16 protein-coding genes are annotated in these 16,128 nt (G+C 63.4%); 12 read left to right on the top strand and 4 right to left on the bottom strand.

The annotated features are described in order from the left end of the window. Nucleotides 1–16: 16 nt before the first annotated feature. The 9 genes from ABC969_RS03125 (at nucleotide 17) to ABC969_RS03090 (ending at nucleotide 7,169) form a co-directional block, all read left to right on the top strand. Nucleotides 17–1,684 carry an MFS transporter gene (locus tag ABC969_RS03125; RefSeq protein ID WP_345862890.1) on the top strand — a complete coding sequence of 556 codons (1,668 nt, stop codon included), beginning with the start codon at nucleotides 17–19 and terminating at the stop codon, nucleotides 1,682–1,684. A gap of 234 nt (nucleotides 1,685–1,918) precedes the next feature. Next, nucleotides 1,919–2,947 carry an aspartate-semialdehyde dehydrogenase gene (locus tag ABC969_RS03120; RefSeq protein ID WP_345862889.1) on the top strand — a complete coding sequence of 343 codons (1,029 nt, stop codon included), beginning with the start codon at nucleotides 1,919–1,921 and terminating at the stop codon, nucleotides 2,945–2,947. A gap of 43 nt (nucleotides 2,948–2,990) precedes the next feature. Further along, a complete protein-coding gene (locus ABC969_RS16460) occupies nucleotides 2,991–3,212 on the top strand; it encodes a FitA-like ribbon-helix-helix domain-containing protein (protein WP_380808729.1) in 222 nt (73 codons plus the stop codon). 19 nt (nucleotides 3,213–3,231) lie between these two features. After that, on the top strand, nucleotides 3,232–3,636 hold the full coding sequence (locus tag ABC969_RS03115) for a type II toxin-antitoxin system VapC family toxin (protein WP_345862888.1): 405 nt from the start codon (nucleotides 3,232–3,234) through the stop codon (nucleotides 3,634–3,636). Beyond that, nucleotides 3,633–3,842 carry a GFA family protein gene (locus ABC969_RS16535; protein ID WP_452652466.1) on the top strand — a complete coding sequence of 70 codons (210 nt, stop codon included), beginning with the start codon at nucleotides 3,633–3,635 and terminating at the stop codon, nucleotides 3,840–3,842. Before ABC969_RS03115 ends, ABC969_RS16535 begins: the two co-directional genes overlap by 4 nt. A gap of 27 nt (nucleotides 3,843–3,869) precedes the next feature. Beyond that, nucleotides 3,870–4,070, top strand: a complete 201-nt coding sequence (locus ABC969_RS03105; RefSeq protein WP_345862886.1) for a GFA family protein — start codon at nucleotides 3,870–3,872, stop codon at nucleotides 4,068–4,070. Between the two features lie 15 nt (nucleotides 4,071–4,085). After that, the gene (locus tag ABC969_RS03100) at nucleotides 4,086–4,535 is read left to right on the top strand and encodes a GFA family protein (protein WP_345862885.1); all 450 of its coding nucleotides are present in this window, start codon (nucleotides 4,086–4,088) and stop codon (nucleotides 4,533–4,535) included. Continuing rightward, nucleotides 4,516–5,280, top strand: coding sequence for an alpha/beta fold hydrolase (locus ABC969_RS03095; protein WP_345862884.1), 765 nt, complete (start codon nucleotides 4,516–4,518; stop codon nucleotides 5,278–5,280). Before ABC969_RS03100 ends, ABC969_RS03095 begins: the two co-directional genes overlap by 20 nt. 56 nt (nucleotides 5,281–5,336) lie before the next feature. Then, complete coding sequence (locus ABC969_RS03090) at nucleotides 5,337–7,169, top strand: M2 family metallopeptidase (protein ID WP_345862883.1); 1,833 nt, start codon at nucleotides 5,337–5,339, stop codon at nucleotides 7,167–7,169. 48 nt (nucleotides 7,170–7,217) lie between these two features. Here the strand turns inward: ABC969_RS03090 and ABC969_RS03085 are convergent, their stop codons facing one another. From ABC969_RS03085 to ABC969_RS03070, 4 genes are all read right to left on the bottom strand, one after another. Beyond that, nucleotides 7,218–7,742, bottom strand: a complete 525-nt coding sequence (locus tag ABC969_RS03085; RefSeq protein WP_345862882.1) for a hypothetical protein — start codon at nucleotides 7,740–7,742, stop codon at nucleotides 7,218–7,220. A gap of 128 nt (nucleotides 7,743–7,870) precedes the next feature. Continuing rightward, the gene (locus tag ABC969_RS03080; RefSeq protein ID WP_345862881.1) at nucleotides 7,871–9,322 is read right to left on the bottom strand and encodes an AMP nucleosidase; all 1,452 of its coding nucleotides are present in this window, start codon (nucleotides 9,320–9,322) and stop codon (nucleotides 7,871–7,873) included. Between the two features lie 90 nt (nucleotides 9,323–9,412). Continuing rightward, the gene (locus tag ABC969_RS03075) at nucleotides 9,413–9,718 is read right to left on the bottom strand and encodes a hypothetical protein (protein ID WP_345862880.1); all 306 of its coding nucleotides are present in this window, start codon (nucleotides 9,716–9,718) and stop codon (nucleotides 9,413–9,415) included. Nucleotides 9,719–9,824: 106 nt separating this feature from the next. Then, entirely contained in the window at nucleotides 9,825–10,304 is a 480-nt protein-coding gene (locus tag ABC969_RS03070) for a peroxiredoxin (RefSeq protein WP_345862878.1), read from the bottom strand. 108 nt (nucleotides 10,305–10,412) lie between these two features. On the opposite strand from ABC969_RS03070, the gene ABC969_RS03065 reads away from it, so the two are divergent. From ABC969_RS03065 to ABC969_RS03055, 3 genes are all read left to right on the top strand, one after another. Further along, on the top strand, nucleotides 10,413–10,973 hold the full coding sequence (locus tag ABC969_RS03065) for a YqgE/AlgH family protein (protein WP_345862877.1): 561 nt from the start codon (nucleotides 10,413–10,415) through the stop codon (nucleotides 10,971–10,973). 113 nt (nucleotides 10,974–11,086) lie between these two features. After that, the gene (ahcY, locus tag ABC969_RS03060; protein ID WP_345862876.1) at nucleotides 11,087–12,508 is read left to right on the top strand and encodes an adenosylhomocysteinase; all 1,422 of its coding nucleotides are present in this window, start codon (nucleotides 11,087–11,089) and stop codon (nucleotides 12,506–12,508) included. Between the two features lie 432 nt (nucleotides 12,509–12,940). Then, entirely contained in the window at nucleotides 12,941–15,874 is a 2,934-nt protein-coding gene (locus tag ABC969_RS03055) for a TonB-dependent receptor domain-containing protein (protein WP_345862875.1), read from the top strand. Nucleotides 15,875–16,128 lie beyond the last annotated feature (254 nt).

Genomic DNA, 16,128 nt, shown 5'->3' with positions numbered 1-16,128 from the left:
AGGAGGGACGGACGCAATGGCGACGACATATGACGAGGCGGGCGATCCGGCCGCAACATTCCAGAGCGACAAGAAGGTCATCATCGCCTCGTCGCTGGGCACCGTGTTCGAATGGTATGATTTCTATCTCTACGGGCTGCTGGCCACCTATATCTCGGCGCAATTCTTCTCGGGCGTCAACGAGACGACCGGGTTTATCCTGGCGCTCGGCGCGTTTGCCGCGGGCTTTGCGGTGCGGCCGTTCGGCGCGCTGGTGTTCGGGCGGATCGGCGATCTGGTCGGGCGCAAGAACACGTTCCTCGTCACGATGGGCATCATGGGCCTGTCGACCTTCGCGGTCGGCCTGTTGCCGTCCTACACCTCGATCGGCGTGGCAGCGCCGTTGCTTCTCGTGTTCCTGCGCCTGTTGCAGGGCCTCGCGCTCGGTGGCGAATATGGTGGTGCCGCGACCTATGTCGCGGAGCATGCGCCGCGCAACCGCCGCGGCCTATATACCAGCTTCATCCAGACGACCGCGACGCTCGGGCTGTTCGCGGCGTTGCTGGTCGTGATCGGGCTGCGCTACCTGCTGGGTGAGGAGGCGTTCGCATCGTGGGGCTGGCGCATGCCGTTCATCATCTCGATCCTGCTGCTCGGCGTGTCGCTGTGGATCCGCCTGCAGCTCGCCGAAAGCCCCGCGTTCCAGCGCATGAAGGACGAGGGCAAGACCTCCAAGGCGCCGTTGACCGAAGCGTTCGCACGCTGGGGCAATCTGAAGATCGTGCTGATCGCCCTGTTCGGCGCGGCGATGGGGCAGGCGGTGGTCTGGTATACCGGCCAGTTCTACGCGTTGTTCTTCCTCGAAAAGATGCTCAAGGTGGATGGCGCGACGACCAACGTGCTGATGGCAGTGGCGCTGGCGCTGGGCACGCCGTTCTTCGTCATCTTCGGCTGGCTGTCGGACAAGATCGGCCGCAAGCCGATCATCATGACCGGGTGCGCGCTGGCGGCGCTGACCTACTTCCCGCTGTTCGGCGCGCTGACTCAGGCCGCCAACCCCGCGCTCGCCGCGGCGCAGGCGGCGTCGCCGATCACCGTGGTCAGCCATGACGACGACTGCTCGGTGCAGTTCGACCCCGTCGGCCGTAACAAGTTCGACGCCAAGAGCTGCGACATCGCCAAGTCGTTCCTGGCCAAGAGCGGCGTCAACTATGACAATGTCGAGGCGCCTGCGGGAACGATCGCGCAGGTCCGCGTCGGTGGACAGACCTTCGTCGCGCCCGATCCGTCGCAAGTGACGGGCGACGCGCGCAAGGCCGCCATCACTGCCTTTCAGACGGAACTGAAGGGTGCGATCGCCACCGCGGGCTATCCGGCCAAATATGATCCGGCGGGGATGAATACGCCGCTCGTCATCGCCATCCTGTTCTTCATGGTGCTGCTGGTGACCGCGGTCTACGGCCCGATCGCCGCGCTGCTGGTCGAACTGTTCCCGACCAACATCCGCTACACGTCGATGTCGCTGCCCTATCATATCGGCAATGGCTGGTTCGGCGGGTTCCTGCCGACCACGGCGTTCGCGATGGTCGCGGCGACCGGCGATATTTACTACGGGTTGTGGTATCCCGTGGTGCTGGCGACGATCACCTTGGTGCTCGGGCTGCTGTTCCTGCCGGAGACGTTCAAGCGCGATATCGAAGCCTGATCATAATGACGCCCGTTGCATTCGCAGCGGGCGTCATTCCCTTTCAATTATGTCCAACGGCCGTCACGAACACGAACGCCAAGGTCGCAAGTCGCCCGTCACCTTGCCAATGATCGACGCTGTCGCAAGGCGAGGTGCGGGTGCCGTATTCCTGCCGCAGCCGCGATTTACGCGCTTCCCAGCCGGCACGTTTCTGGTATCGCGCGCTCGACGACTTTAATGCGGGAATTATCTATGGGCTATCGGATCGTGGTCGCGGGCGCGACGGGCAATGTCGGGCGCGAGATGCTCAACATTCTGGCGGAGCGCGAATTCCCGGCCGATGAGATCGCTGTCGTCGCCTCGTCGCGCAGCCAGGGGCTGATGGTCGATTACGGCGACACGGGGAAGCAGTTCAAGGTCCAGAATATCGACAATTTCGATTGGGCCGGCTGGGACATGGCGCTGTTCGCGATCGGCTCAGAGGCGACCGCCAAATACGCGCCGATCGCCGCCGCCGCGGGCTGCACGGTGATCGACAATTCCTCGCTGTACCGCATGGATCCGGACGTGCCGCTGATCGTACCGGAAGTGAATCCGGAAGCGATTGACGGGTACAAGGCGCGCAACATCATCGCCAACCCGAACTGCTCGACCGCGCAGATGGTGGTGGTGCTGAAGCCGCTGCACGACAAGGCCAAGATCACGCGCGTGGTCGTCGCGACCTATCAGTCGGTATCCGGGGCGGGCAAACAGGGCATGGACGAGCTGTTCGAGCAGAGCCGCAACATTTTCGTCGGCGATCCGGCCGAGCCCAAGAAATTCACCAAGCAGATCGCCTTTAATGTGATCCCGCATATCGACAGCTTCCTCGACGATGGATCGACCAAGGAAGAGTGGAAGATGGTGGTCGAGACCAAGAAAATCCTCGATCCCAAGATCAAGGTGACGGCGACGTGCGTGCGCGTGCCGGTGTTCGTCGGCCATTCGGAAGCGATCAATATCGAGTTCGAGGACGAAATTTCGGCCAAGGAAGCGCAGGATATCCTGCGCGAGGCGCCGGGCGTGATGCTGTACGACAAGCGCGAGGACGGCGGCTATATCACGCCGGTGGAATGCGTCGGCGAATTCGCGACCTTCGTCAGCCGCGTGCGCGAGGATTCGACGATCGAAAACGGCATCAACCTGTGGTGCGTGAGCGATAATCTGCGCAAGGGCGCGGCGCTGAACGCGGTGCAAATCGCGGAATTGCTCGGGCGCCGCCACCTGCGCAAGGGCGGCTGAGCCCATGCTTGAGCGGGTGTCGGCGTGATGCTAATATCCGCTTATGGGTCAGATACTCGTTCGCCAGCTGGATGATGCTACGATCACGCGATTGGAGATTGCTGCGCGCGAGCGCAATACTTCGGTAGAAGCGCTCGCGCGCGCCGCGATCCAAGCCGCAGCGACGCTGACGGCCGATGAAAAGTCTCGGTGGTCCGTCGAATGCAGGCGATCACCAAACGCGCGACCGTGCCGGGGGTTCGGCAAACGCCCGGCGTGGATCTGATCAGGGAAGATCGCGATCGATGATCGTCGACGCTTCGGTCGCGCTGAAATGGCTGGTCGAAGAAGAGGATAGCGATGTCGCTCGCGCTTTGCTGGGCGGCGTTGAGCTATGGGCGCCGATATTGATCCATGCCGAAGTCGGCAATGCGATCTGGAAAAAGCGGCGGCGTGGCGAGTTGGGCGACGATGCGGAGCTTGCTTCGCTTCCCGGACTGCTGGCTTTCATCCTGCGAACGATCGATGAAACCCCGATGATGGATCGCGCACTTTCGCTCGCGATCGAGATGGACCACCCGGTCTATGATTGTGTCTATCTCGCGGTTGCAGAGGCATTGGATCAAGAACTGGTAACCGCCGATCACCGTTTCGCCTCGCGACTATCGGCGTATCGAGGGCGCGCGCGAGTGAGGGGGCTGATGCAATGATCAAGGGCGGATGCCATTGCGGCGCCTGCCGATACGAACTCGCGCTGACCGAGCTACCCCTGGCTTACGCCTGCCATTGTCGGACCTGGCAGACTTGGTCCGGCAGCGCATTCAGCGAGCAGGTGTTGCTGCCGGAAAGTGCGCGATCGATCACCCCCGGGCCGGTTGTGGAATACGGTTTCCAGTCGCCGAGCGGGACGCAATAGCTGAAGCGCATGTGCGGCGTGTGTCATGTGCGGCTGTTCAATACGAATACGGCGCGTGCTGGGGTCGCGGTGATCCGCGCGGGGTCGCTCGATCGCAGCGATGAGCTGGACGTGCCGGTTCATGCCTGGGTAAAACGCAAACAGCCCTGGCTCGTTCTTCCGAAAGACGCAGAGATGTTCGAAGATGCGTCGACGATGGAGGTGCTCTTCAAGCTGTTTGCTCGGTAAAGGTTGGAGGATGGCGTGACTGAGACGGTGACCGGGGGCTGCCAGTGCGGCGAGGTGCGCTACAGCGCGGCGATCGACAGCGACGAGTCATATCTCTGCCATTGCCGGATGTGTCAGCGCGCGACGGGCGGGGTGTCGATCGCGTTCAAGAACGTCACGATCGCCGAGCTGGCCTGGACGACACGGGAGCCGGATCGCTTCCAATCCTCGCCGATCGCCGAGCGCGGGTTTTGCGCCGCCTGCGGCACGTCGCTGACGTTCGAGTTTCTCGAGCCCGGCAAGACGATGGATCTGACGGTCGGCAGCTTCGACGAACCGTATCGTTTCAAACCCACCAGCCATTTTTCGCCCGAGACGTGGCACGAAGACTGGCTCGACACGCGCCATCTTCCTGCTACGCGGGCGGACGATAATCCTTCCACTCGTGACCGCTGGATCAAGGCCGTTGGCAAAATCCCCGATTGAACCGCAGTTTTTCGACAGTTTCGACGGCACGAAGCTGGCGTTTCGCGAGCTGGGCGAGGGGCGGCCGGTCGTCCTGATTCACGGCTTTTTCTCCAACGCATCGACCAATTGGGTGCGTTACGGCCATGCCGCGGCGGTGGCAGCGAAGGGTTTCCGGGTGATTATGCCGGATATGCGCGCGCATGGGGACAGTGCCAAACCGCATGACGCCGCCGCCTATCCGCCCGACGTGCTGATGCGCGATGGCTTCGCGCTGATCGAGCATTTGGGGCTGACCGATTACGATCTTGGCGGCTATTCGCTCGGCGCGCGGACGACGGCACGGATGATGGCGGGTGGCGCGACGCCGCGGCGCGTGGTGATCGCCGGCATGGGGCTGAGCGGGCTGACCGATACGGCGGGTCGCGGCGGCCACTTCCGCAAGATCCTGAGCAATCTCGGCAGCTTCGCGCAAGGCAGCCCGGAATGGCTCGCCGAGGCGTTTCTCAAGACCACCGGCGGCGATCCGGTGGCGTTGCTGCATATCCTCGACACGTTCGTCGATACGTCTGTCGAAGCGCTGCGCGCGATCGAGCAACGCACCCTGGTGGTGGCGGGCGTGGACGATGACGATAATGGCTCGCATGCCGAGCTGGCGGCGCTGCTGTCGGACGCCGTGCTGGTGGAAACGCCGGGCGGGCATATGAGCGCGGTGACCAAGCCAGAGCTGGGCCACGCCATTGCCGAGTTCCTTGCCGCCGCTTGACCCGGGCGCACGCGAAGGACAGGTTGCGGCATCCCACCGTTCAACCTGAGGTTTTCATGATCCGTACCGGTATTTCGTGCCTGGCGCTGTCGCTCGCGATGCTTGCCACTCCCGGCCTGGCGCAGACCGCGCCTGCCGTCGCCACCGCCGCCCCGACCGCGGCGGACGCCGATGCGTTCATCGCCGCGTCCGAAAAGACGCTGTTCGATTTCGGCATCCAATCGAGCCAGGTCAATTGGGTCAACGCGACATATATTACCGACGATACCGATGCGATGGCCGCGCGGATCAACGCTGAGGGCACTGAACTCTCGGTCAAGCTCGCGCTGGAAGCCGCCAGGTACGACAAAGTGGCGGGCCTGTCGTTCGATACGCGGCGCAAGCTTGATCTGCTGCGCGGCGGCATCACGCTGCCGGCCCCGACCACGCCGGGCGCGGCGACCGAACTATCCACCCTGGTGACCAAGATGTCGTCTTTCTACGGCAAGGGCAAGGGCACGCTGGATGGCAAGCCGATCAACGGCAGCGATATCGAGGCGGCGATGGGCACCGAGCGCGATCCCGCCAAATTGAAGGAAATGTGGGTCAGCTGGCACGACAATGTCGGTGCACCGATGCGGCAAGATTATGCCCGCACGGTCGAGATCGCCAACAGGGGCGCGGCCGAGCTCGGCTATCAGGATGTCGGCTCGATGTGGCGCGCAGGGTATGACATGAGCCCGGCGGCGTTCGAGCAGTTGACCGACAAATTGTGGCTTGAGGTCGAGCCGCTGTACAAGTCGCTGCACACTTATGTACGCTGGAAGCTCAACGAGAAATATGGCGATGCCGTTCAGGCCAAGACGGGGCCGATCCGCAGCGATCTGCTGGGCAATATGTGGGCGCAGGAATGGGGCAACATCTATGACGTGGTCGCGCCCAAGGGGGCGGGCGATCTCGGCTTCGATACGACTGACCTGCTCAAAGCCAAGAATTACGACGCGCTGAAGATGGTCAAGACGGGCGAGGCGTTTTATTCCTCGCTGGGTTTCGCGGCGCTGCCGGACACGTTCTGGACGCGATCGCAGATCACCAAGCCGGCCGATCGCGAAGTGATCTGCCACGCCTCGGCCTGGGATCTCGACAACAAGAACGACATTCGCATCAAGATGTGCACCAAGGTGAACGGCGACGATTTCGTCACCATCCATCACGAGCTGGGGCATAATTATTACCAGCGCGCGTATCAGAAACAGCCGCCACTCTATCTGAACGGGGCCAATGACGGCTTCCACGAGGCGATCGGCGATTTCGTAGCCCTCTCGATCACGCCCAATTATCTCGTGCAGATCGGGCTGCTCGATCAGGCCAGGGTGCCGAGCGCAGACAAGGATGTCGGGCTGTTGCTGCGCCAGGCGATGGACAAGGTGGCGTTCCTGCCGTTTGGCTTGCTGATCGATAAGTGGCGCTGGGGCGTGTTCGCCGGCACCATCCCCACGACCGGCTATGAAAAGGGCTGGGACGATCTGCGGCTGAAATATCAGGGCATCGTGCCGCCGGTGGCGCGCGACGAAAGCAAGTTCGATCCCGGCGCCAAATATCACGTGCCCGCGAGCGTGCCCTATACCCGCTACTTCCTCGCGCGGCTGCTGCAGTTCCAGTTCTACCAGGCGGCATGCAAGCAGGCCGGGTGGACGGGGCCGCTGCATCGCTGCTCGTTCTACGGCAATAAGGAAGTCGGCGCGAAGCTGAACGCGATGCTGGAAATGGGCCAGTCCAAGCCCTGGCCGGATGCGCTGGAGAAGTTCACCGGCAGCCGCGAGATGTCTGGCAAGGCGATGGTCGCCTATTTCGCGCCGCTCAAGACGTGGCTCGATGCGCAGAACAAGGGCAAGCCGAGCGGCTGGTAATCCGGCCTCGCCGCCATCCCCGCCGCAGGGCGGGGATGGCGGGCGGGATCATTCGGGGATCGTGCCTTCGTCGGCGATGCCGGCTTCGAACGACGCCGAGGAGTCGGTGCCGTCGGCCTGATGCGCCTTGTGCCCCCCCTTGGGGTCGATTGGGTCTTGCGGTGCGACTGGCACGGGCGTGCTGCCGCGCAGCGCGAGCAAGCCTGCGGTAAGCGCCGCGCCGACGCCGCCGATGACGGCGGCAATGCCCCATTTGCTGGTGCCGGTGTTCGTGCTGGCGGCCTTAGGCGTTGCCGCGGCGCGGCGCGCAGCGGGCTTGGCGGTCGCGATTTTTGGCTTGGGCGCCTTGGCAGGCTTCGGCGACGTCGCCGGCTTGGACACGGGGCTGGCGGCAACGGTCGCCTTGCGCGGGGGTTTGGTTGCGGTCTTGGCTGCCGGCGCCGAGCTTGCGGCGGTCTTGCGCGCGGATTTGCGAGGAGCGGCGGCCTTGCGTGGCGTCGCCGGCTTGCGCGGCGCGGGGGGCAGGGGTGGCGTTGGGGGCGTGTCGGTCGGGTCTTTGGGTGGCGTGGCCATCGCGGAGGGACTCCCTGAGATCGTTGAGCAAGCGTAACGCATCAACGCGTAAGGGTTTCCGTAGCGCAAGGCAAAGTTGCGCGCCGCGTCGGGCTGGCCCCGCCCCCTGGAACGGCGCTACCCTGACGTTACCTGAACGGCGGCTCGTTGAACGCGCGCAGCTTGCGGCTGTGAAGCTTGGCGCCTTCGCGGCGCAGTTCCTCGCAGGTTTCGATGCCGATACGCATATGTTCGTTGATCGCGCGCTCGTAAAAGCGGTTGGCCTGGCCGGGGAGCTTCAATTCCCCGTGCAGCGGCTTGTCCGACACGCACAGGAGCGTGCCGTAGGGCACGCGGAAGCGATAGCCCTGCGCGGCGATCGTCGCGCTTTCCATATCGATGCCGACCGCACGGCTGAGCGAGAAGCGCAGCGCCGATTTCGAATAGCGCAATTCCCAGTTGCGATCATCGGTGGTGACGATCGTGCCGGTGCGCAGGCGGCGCTTGAGCTCTTCGCCCGACTGCCCCGATATCGTCTCCGCCGCGCGCGCCATCGCCACCTGCACTTCGGCGATCGCCGGCACGGGGATTTCGGGTGGCAGCACGTCATCCAGCACGTGATCGTCGCGCAGATAGGCGTGCGCGAGCACGTAGTCGCCGATCCGCTGGCTCGGACGCAGCCCGCCGCAATGGCCGATCATCAGCCAGGCCTCGGGGCGCAGCACGGCCAGGTGATCGGTGATCGTCTTGGCGTTGGACGGGCCGACGCCGATATTGACGAGCGTGATGCCGGTGCGGTCGTCCGCCATCAAATGATAAGCAGGCATCTGGTGCCGCCGCCACGCGCTGTCGCTGACGATCTTGTCGGCATCGTCGCCATGCCGGATCATGATCCCGCCCGCGCCGGACAGGCCGGTGAAGCGGCTCGGCGTGCCGTCCGCGGCGGGGGCGAGCTGGCTCGCGCCCCAGCGGACGAATTCATCGACATAGCGATGATAGTTGGTGAACAGGATGAAGCGCTGCGTGTGCTCGGCGGGCGTGCCCATATAATGGCGCAGGCGGGCAAGGCTGAAATCGGTGCGCAGCCCATCGAACAGCGCCAGCGGGCGCGTATCGTCGCTGGCGACCCACAGCCCATCGGCGATCTCGTCGCCGATATGCGCAAGTTCTGTGGCGGGGAAGAAGCGGGCCAGATCGGCGGCGGAGATCTCGTCGAGGCTCAGCGCGTGGCCGGGATCGATGACATAGGGGAAAGGGATTTCCTGGCGCCCGGCGACGGCCTGCACCTCGACGTCGTAATCCTCCATCAGCAGCGTCAGCTGTTCGGTCAGATAATCGGCGAAAATGGCGGGTTTGGTAACGCTGATGCGGTACTCGCCTTCGGTGACCAGACGGCCGAAGGAGCGCATCGGCGCGGGGCGATCGCTGCCGCCGCGATAACTGAGGCGGATCTCTGGATAAGCGAAGCTGCCATCGCGGCGCGATGCCGGATCGGGCGTGGTGCCATCGGCGATATAGGCAGTAAGCGCGGCTTGCAGACGCTTAACCGAGGCGCGGTACAGGGTGTCGAGTTGGGCGACGATGTCGGAGGCGGTTGTCATCTGCCGGGGCTAAGGCAGGATTGTTAAGCTGGCAAGACGGTGGCGGAACGCGAAAGCCCCTCCCTTGCAAGGGGAGGGGCCCGGAGAAGTTTAGTTCTTCTTGGCGCTCGCGCTTTTCGTGCCGGAATTCTTGGACGCGGCGGGCTTGCTGTCCTCGAGCAGCTTGCTCACCCCGAACGCTGCGCCGGCCACCGCCGCTGCTGCGCCAGCCGCAATCGCCGCTGCCGTCTTGGGATTTTCCTTGGCCGCGTCGAGCGCGGTTTCGAATGCGGCAGTGACCGACTTGGTCGCGCTCTCGATCGCTGCGGTCACGGCTTCCTGCGCCTGATCGTAGATCGTCTTTTCGTCAGTGGCGCCGGTGGTGCCTTTGCTGCTGTTTTCTGCGGTATCGCTCATGGGTCGCTCCTCATGGGTTAAAGATCGTTACACTAACGCAACCGGGGCCGCGGCGTTCCGCGCCGCTGATGCCACTGGCCGCGCGCGCGGAACGGATTGGCTAGCGTCAGATTTCGCTCAGCAGGTGTTCGGCCGAAGACACGTTGAACTCCCCCGGTGCCTCGACATTGAGCTGCGCGACGACGCCGTCTTTGACCAGCATCGAATAACGCTGGCTGCGCGTGCCCATGCCGAACTTCGAGCCGTCCATGGTCAGCCCCACCGCTTCGGCAAAATCGCCATTGCCATCGGCCAGCATGGTGATGCCATCGGCATCCGCGCTCTTGCGCCATGCACCCATCACGAACGCATCGTTGACTGAGGTGAACGCGATCTCGTCGACGCCCTTGGCCTTGATCGCTGCCGCATGGTCGACAAAGCCCGGCAAGTGCCGTGCCGAGCAGGTCGGGGTAAAAGCGCCTGGCACTGCGACCAGCGCGACCGTGCGGCCCTTGAAGAAATCGTCCGAACTGACCTGATCGGGGCCGCCGTCGGTCACCTTGGTGAGGGTGGTGCTGGGAATGCGGTCGCCGACGCTGATCGTCATGAATTCTCTCCTGGTCGCCGCACCTGCGCGGCACGCTGTACCTCGTACGGCAGCGCACTGATTTCAAGCATGGCGGCGCAAACCCGCGCACTGTACATTAGGGAAATTATGGATAGCGCGACGTATCTCACCGGGCAGTTTCTGCTCGCCATGCCGGGCATCGGCGACCCACGCTTTGAACGCGCGGTGATCGCGGTCTGCGCGCATGACGCCGAAGGCGCGATCGGCATCGGCCTCGGCGAGCTCCTCCCGGGGCTCGGGCTGCATACCTTGCTCGAGCAATTCGCCATCGACCCGGGGGTCGCGCCCGATGCGCCGGTGCATCTCGGCGGTCCGATCGAGCCACGGCGGGGCTTTGTCATCCACTCGACCGATTGGGGCGGGCAGGACACGATCGACGTCGCTGGCCGCTGGGCGTTGTCGAGCACGATCGACGTGCTGCGGGCGATCGCGGCGGGCACCGGGCCGAGCCGCTTCGTGGTCGCCTTGGGCTATGCCGGCTGGGGCGGCGGGCAGCTCGACGAAGAACTCACGCGCCCCGGCTGGTTCACCACGCCGGGCGCGCTGGACCTGCTGTACGATACGCCGGCTGAGGCGCGCTGGACCCGCAGCTTTGCTGAAGCAGGTGTAGATACACGGCTGCTGACGAGCGGGGCCGGAACCGCCTGAGCAAACATATAAGGATATCTTTATATTTGATTTGGGGCGCCGTCGCGGCTATGGCGCGGCCATGTCGATCGGCGCTGACCGTCTTGATCGATCCAACGATCTGGAGACGCCCCGTGGCCACCGCCCCCGTACTTGATACCAAAGATTATGTCGTCGCCGACATCAGCCTGGCCGATTTCGGCCGCGCCGAGATCAACATCGCCGAGACGGAAATGCCCGGCCTGATGAGCTTGCGCGAGGAATTCGGCCCGTCGCAGCCGCTGAAGGGCGCGCGCATCACGGGGTCGCTGCACATGACGATCCAGACCGCGGTGCTGATCGAGACGCTCACCGCGCTCGGCGCCGACGTCCGCTGGGCGACGTGCAACATCTTCTCGACGCAGGATCACGCTGCCGCCGCGATCGCCGCCACCGGCGTGCCCGTGTTCGCGATCAAGGGCGAGAGCCTGGCCGATTATTGGGATTATGTCGGCGACATTTTCAACTGGGGTGCTGACACCGACGGCACCACCGCCAACATCATCCTCGATGACGGCGGCGACGCGACGATGTTCGCGCTGTGGGGCGCCAAGCTCGAGGCCGGCCACACGCTGGGCGAGCCGGAGAATGACGAGGAAGTCGAATTCCAGCGCGCGCTCAAGGCGTTCGTGGCCAAGTATCCGGGCTATCTGACCGAGACGGTCAAGAACCTGAAGGGCGTGTCGGAAGAGACCACCACCGGCGTCCACCGCCTGTACGAGATCGCGAAGAAGGGCGAGCTGCCGTTCCCGGCGATCAACGTCAACGACTCGGTCACCAAGTCGAAGTTCGACAATCTCTACGGTTGCAAAGAGTCGCTGGTCGACGCGATCCGTCGCGCCACCGACGTGATGCTGGCCGGCAAGGTCGCGGTCGTCGCCGGGTTCGGTGACGTCGGCAAGGGCTCGGCGCAGTCGCTGCGCAATGGCGGCGCACGCGTGATGGTCACCGAAGTCGATCCGATCTGCGCGCTGCAGGCGGCGATGGAGGGCTTCGAAGTCGTGACGATGGAAGAGGCCGTGACCCGCGCCGACATCTTCTGCACCGCGACGGGCAATGCCGATGTGATCACCGCCGATCACATGAAGGCGATGAAGCCGATGTCGATCGTGTGCAACATCGGTCACTTCGATTCGGAAATTCAGATCGCTGCGCTCAGCAACTATGAGTGGACCGAAGTGAAGCCGGGCACCGATCTGGTGAAGTTCCCGGACGGCAAGCAGATCATCATTCTCGCCAAGGGTCGTTTGGTCAATCTGGGCTGCGCGACCGGCCATCCCTCGTTCGTGATGTCGGCGAGCTTCACCAACCAGACGCTGGCGCAGATCGAGTTGTGGACCGCGGGTGAGAAGTACAAGAACGAAGTCTACGTGCTGCCGAAGCATCTCGACGAGAAGGTCGCGTCGCTGCATCTTGCCAAGCTCGGTGTTAAGCTGTCGCAGCTGACCGAGAAGCAGGCGGGCTATATCGGCGTGCCGGTCGAAGGCCCGTTCAAGCCGGATCATTATCGTTATTAAGTAACGTTCGTCTTTGGCGGCCGCAGAAGCCGTGTCAGCCCTCGAGAGGGGGATGGCACGGCTTTTTTGTGCGCCCGTTGCGCAGCAGTGTTGCTGCGTTGCAACATTTGAAATCAATTGATCATTCGGGGTTGTGTGACACCCATGTGACGGCGCATCGGGGCCGCCCGTTGAGCTTGATGCTCGTGTAATCAAAGGGTTAGAACCGTTATGGTCGTATCGACCGTCCGCAAGTCCGGACTTTTTCTTACTGCTTCTACTGCTGCCTTCATCATCGCGGCGTTGCCCGCATCGGCCCAGACGACCACCCCAGTCGACGCGAGCCAGCCTGCGGTTGGATCCCCGCAAGACGCTGCAATCGGCGCAGCGGGCCCGACGGGCGCCATCGCTGAAACCACTGCTCAATCGACCGACGCGGGCGCGGATATCGTCGTGACGGGATCGCGCATCGCGCGGCCGGGTCTGGATTCCGCAGCACCGGTGACGACGATCCGCCTCGCCGATCTGACGCGCACCGGCGGGATCACCGTCGGTGACGTGCTCAACGACCTCCCGTCGCTTCGCTCGTCCTACAGCCAGGCGAATTCGACGCAGTTTATTGGCACGTCGGGGCTCAACTTTCTCGATCTGCGCGGCCTGGGCGTCACGCGCACGCTGGTGCTGGTCAATGGCCGTCGCCACATCACCTCGTCCGAGGGTGATTTCCTGGTCGATACCAACACCATCCCGACCGATCTGATTGACCGCGTGGATATCGTCACCGGCGGGCAGTCGGCCGTGTACGGCTCGGACGCGATGGCAGGCGTCGTCAATTTCGTGCTCAAGCGCAATTTCGAGGGTCTGTCGCTCAATGCGCAGAGCGGGATCAGCGACAAGGGCGATCACGGCACGTATCGCCTCAGCGGCACCTACGGCAAGAACTTCGCCGATGGCCGCGGCAACATCGCGCTGAACCTGGAATATAACCAGTCGAATCTGGTCACCTATTCGGACCGTCCGGAGCTGACCGGCGCCTATACCGGCCGCAAACAGTTTCAGCTCGTCGACAGCCCGGCGCTCGACAACACGATCCCGAACCGGACCTTGCTGAACAACGTCCGCAGCTTTGGTTACGACAATGGCGGCAACTTCATTGCCTATAACGGGGCAGGCATCGGCGCGTGCGATGCGGCTTCGGTTGCGGCAGGGTGCCTTGCCAACGGCTACCCGCGCGTGTTCGGCTTCAATCCGAACGGCGCATTGTACGAGTATAATTACGGCACCGATTTCCGCCCGGCCGGTTCGAACAACAATAATGGCGGCGATGGCGGCATCCTCAACGATCGCGGCACGCTGCAGCCGTCGCTGAAGCGCTACGTCGCCAATCTGCTTGGTCATTTCGATGTGTCGGACGCGTTCAAGCCGTTCATCGAGGCGAAGTTCGTGCGCGTCGAGAGCTTCAACCAGGGCACGCCGACGTTTGCCCAGGGTGGTGAGCAAGGCACCGTCGCGGTGACCGATGACGAGGGCAACGTGATCGGCCGCCGCGCCGCAGCCGGCGGGTTCAGCCGTCAATCAATCGGCATCCCGGTGGCGTTCGATAACGCTTATCTGCAGCCCGGCGACGCAGCGACGATCCGCTCGCTGCTGCCGGCCGGCGCAGACTTCTTCCGTCTGAACCGCAACAACAACGATTTCGGCACGCGCGACGAATATGACCGTCGCGACACCTACCGCATCGTCGGTGGCGTCGAGGGCACGTTCAATACCGACTGGAAATATGACGTTTCGGTCAATTACGGTGAATTCCGGACGCGTTCGACCTTCTTCAACAACCGCATCAACCAGAATTTCTACAATGCGGTGGATGCCGTGCGGAACCCCGCAGGCCAGATCGTGTGCCGCATCAACCAGACCGCGGTGACCGATCCGAACTGCGTGCCGCTCAACGTGCTGGGCGATGGTGCGCCGAGCCAGGCGGCGCTGAACTATATCAACACCAACTCGCGCCGCACCGGCAAGGCGACCGAATTCGACGTGACCGCCAACGTCGTGGGCGACAGCTCGCAGCTGTTCGAGCTCCCGGGTGGCCCCGTGCAGTTCGCGCTCGGCGGTGAATATCGTCGTGAGACCGCCTCCTATTCGTATGACGATCTGGTCAAATCGGGCGCGACATTCCTCAACGCCATTCCCGATTTTAATCCGCCGTCCTTCGCGGTGAAGGAAGCATATGGCGAGATCAACTTGCCGTTGCTCAAGAACATGCGCTTTGCCGAGGAGCTTTCGGCCAACGCGGCGGTGCGCGTCGCCGACTATAAGGGCTCGGCGGGCACGGTGTGGACGTGGAACGCCGGTGCGCTCTATGCGCCGGTGCGCGACATCAAGTTCCGCGTGAGCTATGCCAAGGCCGTGCGCGCGCCAACGCTGAGCGATCTCTATTCGTCGGCCTCGCAGAACTTCGATCTGCTGGACGATCCGTGCGATGTGAATTTCATCGGCACGGGCCGTTCCACCCGGGCGGCGAATTGCGCGGCAGCCGGTGTCCCGGCGGGCTTCATCAACAATGCGGCACGCGGCGGCAGCACCGAGTTCCTCTCGGGCGGCAATCCTAATCTGGATGCCGAGACCTCGCGTAGCTGGACCTATGGTGTCGTCTTCCAGCCGTCCTTCCTGCCCGGACTGGCGATCACGGCCGATTATTACGACATCAAAATCAGCAACGTGATTGCCGCGGTGGGCGCGCAGACGATCCTCGATGCCTGCTACGACGCAGCATCGCTGGACAATCAGTTCTGCGGCCTGATCAACCCGCGCCAGGCCAATGGCGAATTCGCGCAGAGCGCGCTGCTGCAGAGCACGGTCAATTTTGCCGCGCTGCGCGCCAAGGGCGTCGACGTCGATGTGTCGTACAATCGTCGCGTGTTCGGCGAGGACAAATTGGCGCTGCGCTTCATCGGCACCTGGGTGCGCGATCGTACGGATTACCCGTACCTCGACAACCCGACGCAGAAGGAGCGCGTAAAGGGTGAATTGGGTGATCCGGTCTACAGCTTCAACGCTTCGGCCGATTACACGCACGGGCCCGTCACGCTCGGTTATCAGCTGCGCTATATCGGGCGTCAGTCGATCACCGATTGGGAATCGCAGCACGACACCAATGGTGTCCCGGCACTCGATCCCTATTATGCCGATCGCGTCTACTACCCGTCGGTAGTCTATCACGCGCTGCGCGCGTCGGTGGACGTCGACAAACGCTTCACGTTCTACGGCGGTGTCGACAACCTGACCGACAAGAAGCCCCCCTACGGTCTGCTCGGCAATGGCGACGATGCCATTTACGACAATGTCGGGCGCTTCATGTACGTGGGGGCCACCGTTAAGCTTTGAGCTTACCCTTAGGCTGAGCGCACGATCGGGCGGGTTCGACATGGTCGAACCCGCCCCTTTTTTTGCTGCTTGCCCGATCCGCCTGACAAAATGCGGGCTTTGTGCTGAGGCAGGCAGGCCGTGAGCGCCACGATGTAGGAGCGGCATCGGGCATGGTCTGGCCAAGATCATGGCGGCTGTCCCGCCGATGGAACTTGAATGATGTGTATTATTGGTATGGTACGCTGTGACGGCGGCGTTCAGCGGTGCTGGTC

The organism is Sphingomonas qilianensis (genome assembly GCF_039614825.1).
GTDB classification, from domain to species: domain Bacteria; phylum Pseudomonadota; class Alphaproteobacteria; order Sphingomonadales; family Sphingomonadaceae; genus Sphingomonas; species Sphingomonas qilianensis.
The sequence above is the reverse complement of the archived record's forward strand: the minus strand, read 5'-3'. Positions and strand labels throughout refer to the sequence as shown.

What these genes read in the sequence shown, in the direction of transcription:
- ABC969_RS03125 (WP_345862890.1), top strand. Translation starts at nt 17, where the DNA reads ATGGCGACGACATATGACGAGGCGGGCGATCCGGCCGCAACATTCCAG.
- ABC969_RS03120 (WP_345862889.1), top strand. Translation starts at nt 1,919, where the DNA reads ATGGGCTATCGGATCGTGGTCGCGGGCGCGACGGGCAATGTCGGGCGC.
- ABC969_RS16460 (WP_380808729.1), top strand. Translation starts at nt 2,991, where the DNA reads ATGGGTCAGATACTCGTTCGCCAGCTGGATGATGCTACGATCACGCGA.
- ABC969_RS03115 (WP_345862888.1), top strand. Translation starts at nt 3,232, where the DNA reads ATGATCGTCGACGCTTCGGTCGCGCTGAAATGGCTGGTCGAAGAAGAG.
- ABC969_RS16535 (WP_452652466.1), top strand. Translation starts at nt 3,633, where the DNA reads ATGATCAAGGGCGGATGCCATTGCGGCGCCTGCCGATACGAACTCGCG.
- ABC969_RS03090 (WP_345862883.1), top strand. Translation starts at nt 5,337, where the DNA reads ATGATCCGTACCGGTATTTCGTGCCTGGCGCTGTCGCTCGCGATGCTT.
- ABC969_RS03085 (WP_345862882.1), bottom strand. Translation starts at nt 7,742, where the DNA reads ATGGCCACGCCACCCAAAGACCCGACCGACACGCCCCCAACGCCACCC.
- ABC969_RS03080 (WP_345862881.1), bottom strand. Translation starts at nt 9,322, where the DNA reads ATGACAACCGCCTCCGACATCGTCGCCCAACTCGACACCCTGTACCGC.
- ABC969_RS03075 (WP_345862880.1), bottom strand. Translation starts at nt 9,718, where the DNA reads ATGAGCGATACCGCAGAAAACAGCAGCAAAGGCACCACCGGCGCCACT.
- ABC969_RS03070 (WP_345862878.1), bottom strand. Translation starts at nt 10,304, where the DNA reads ATGACGATCAGCGTCGGCGACCGCATTCCCAGCACCACCCTCACCAAG.
- ABC969_RS03065 (WP_345862877.1), top strand. Translation starts at nt 10,413, where the DNA reads ATGGATAGCGCGACGTATCTCACCGGGCAGTTTCTGCTCGCCATGCCG.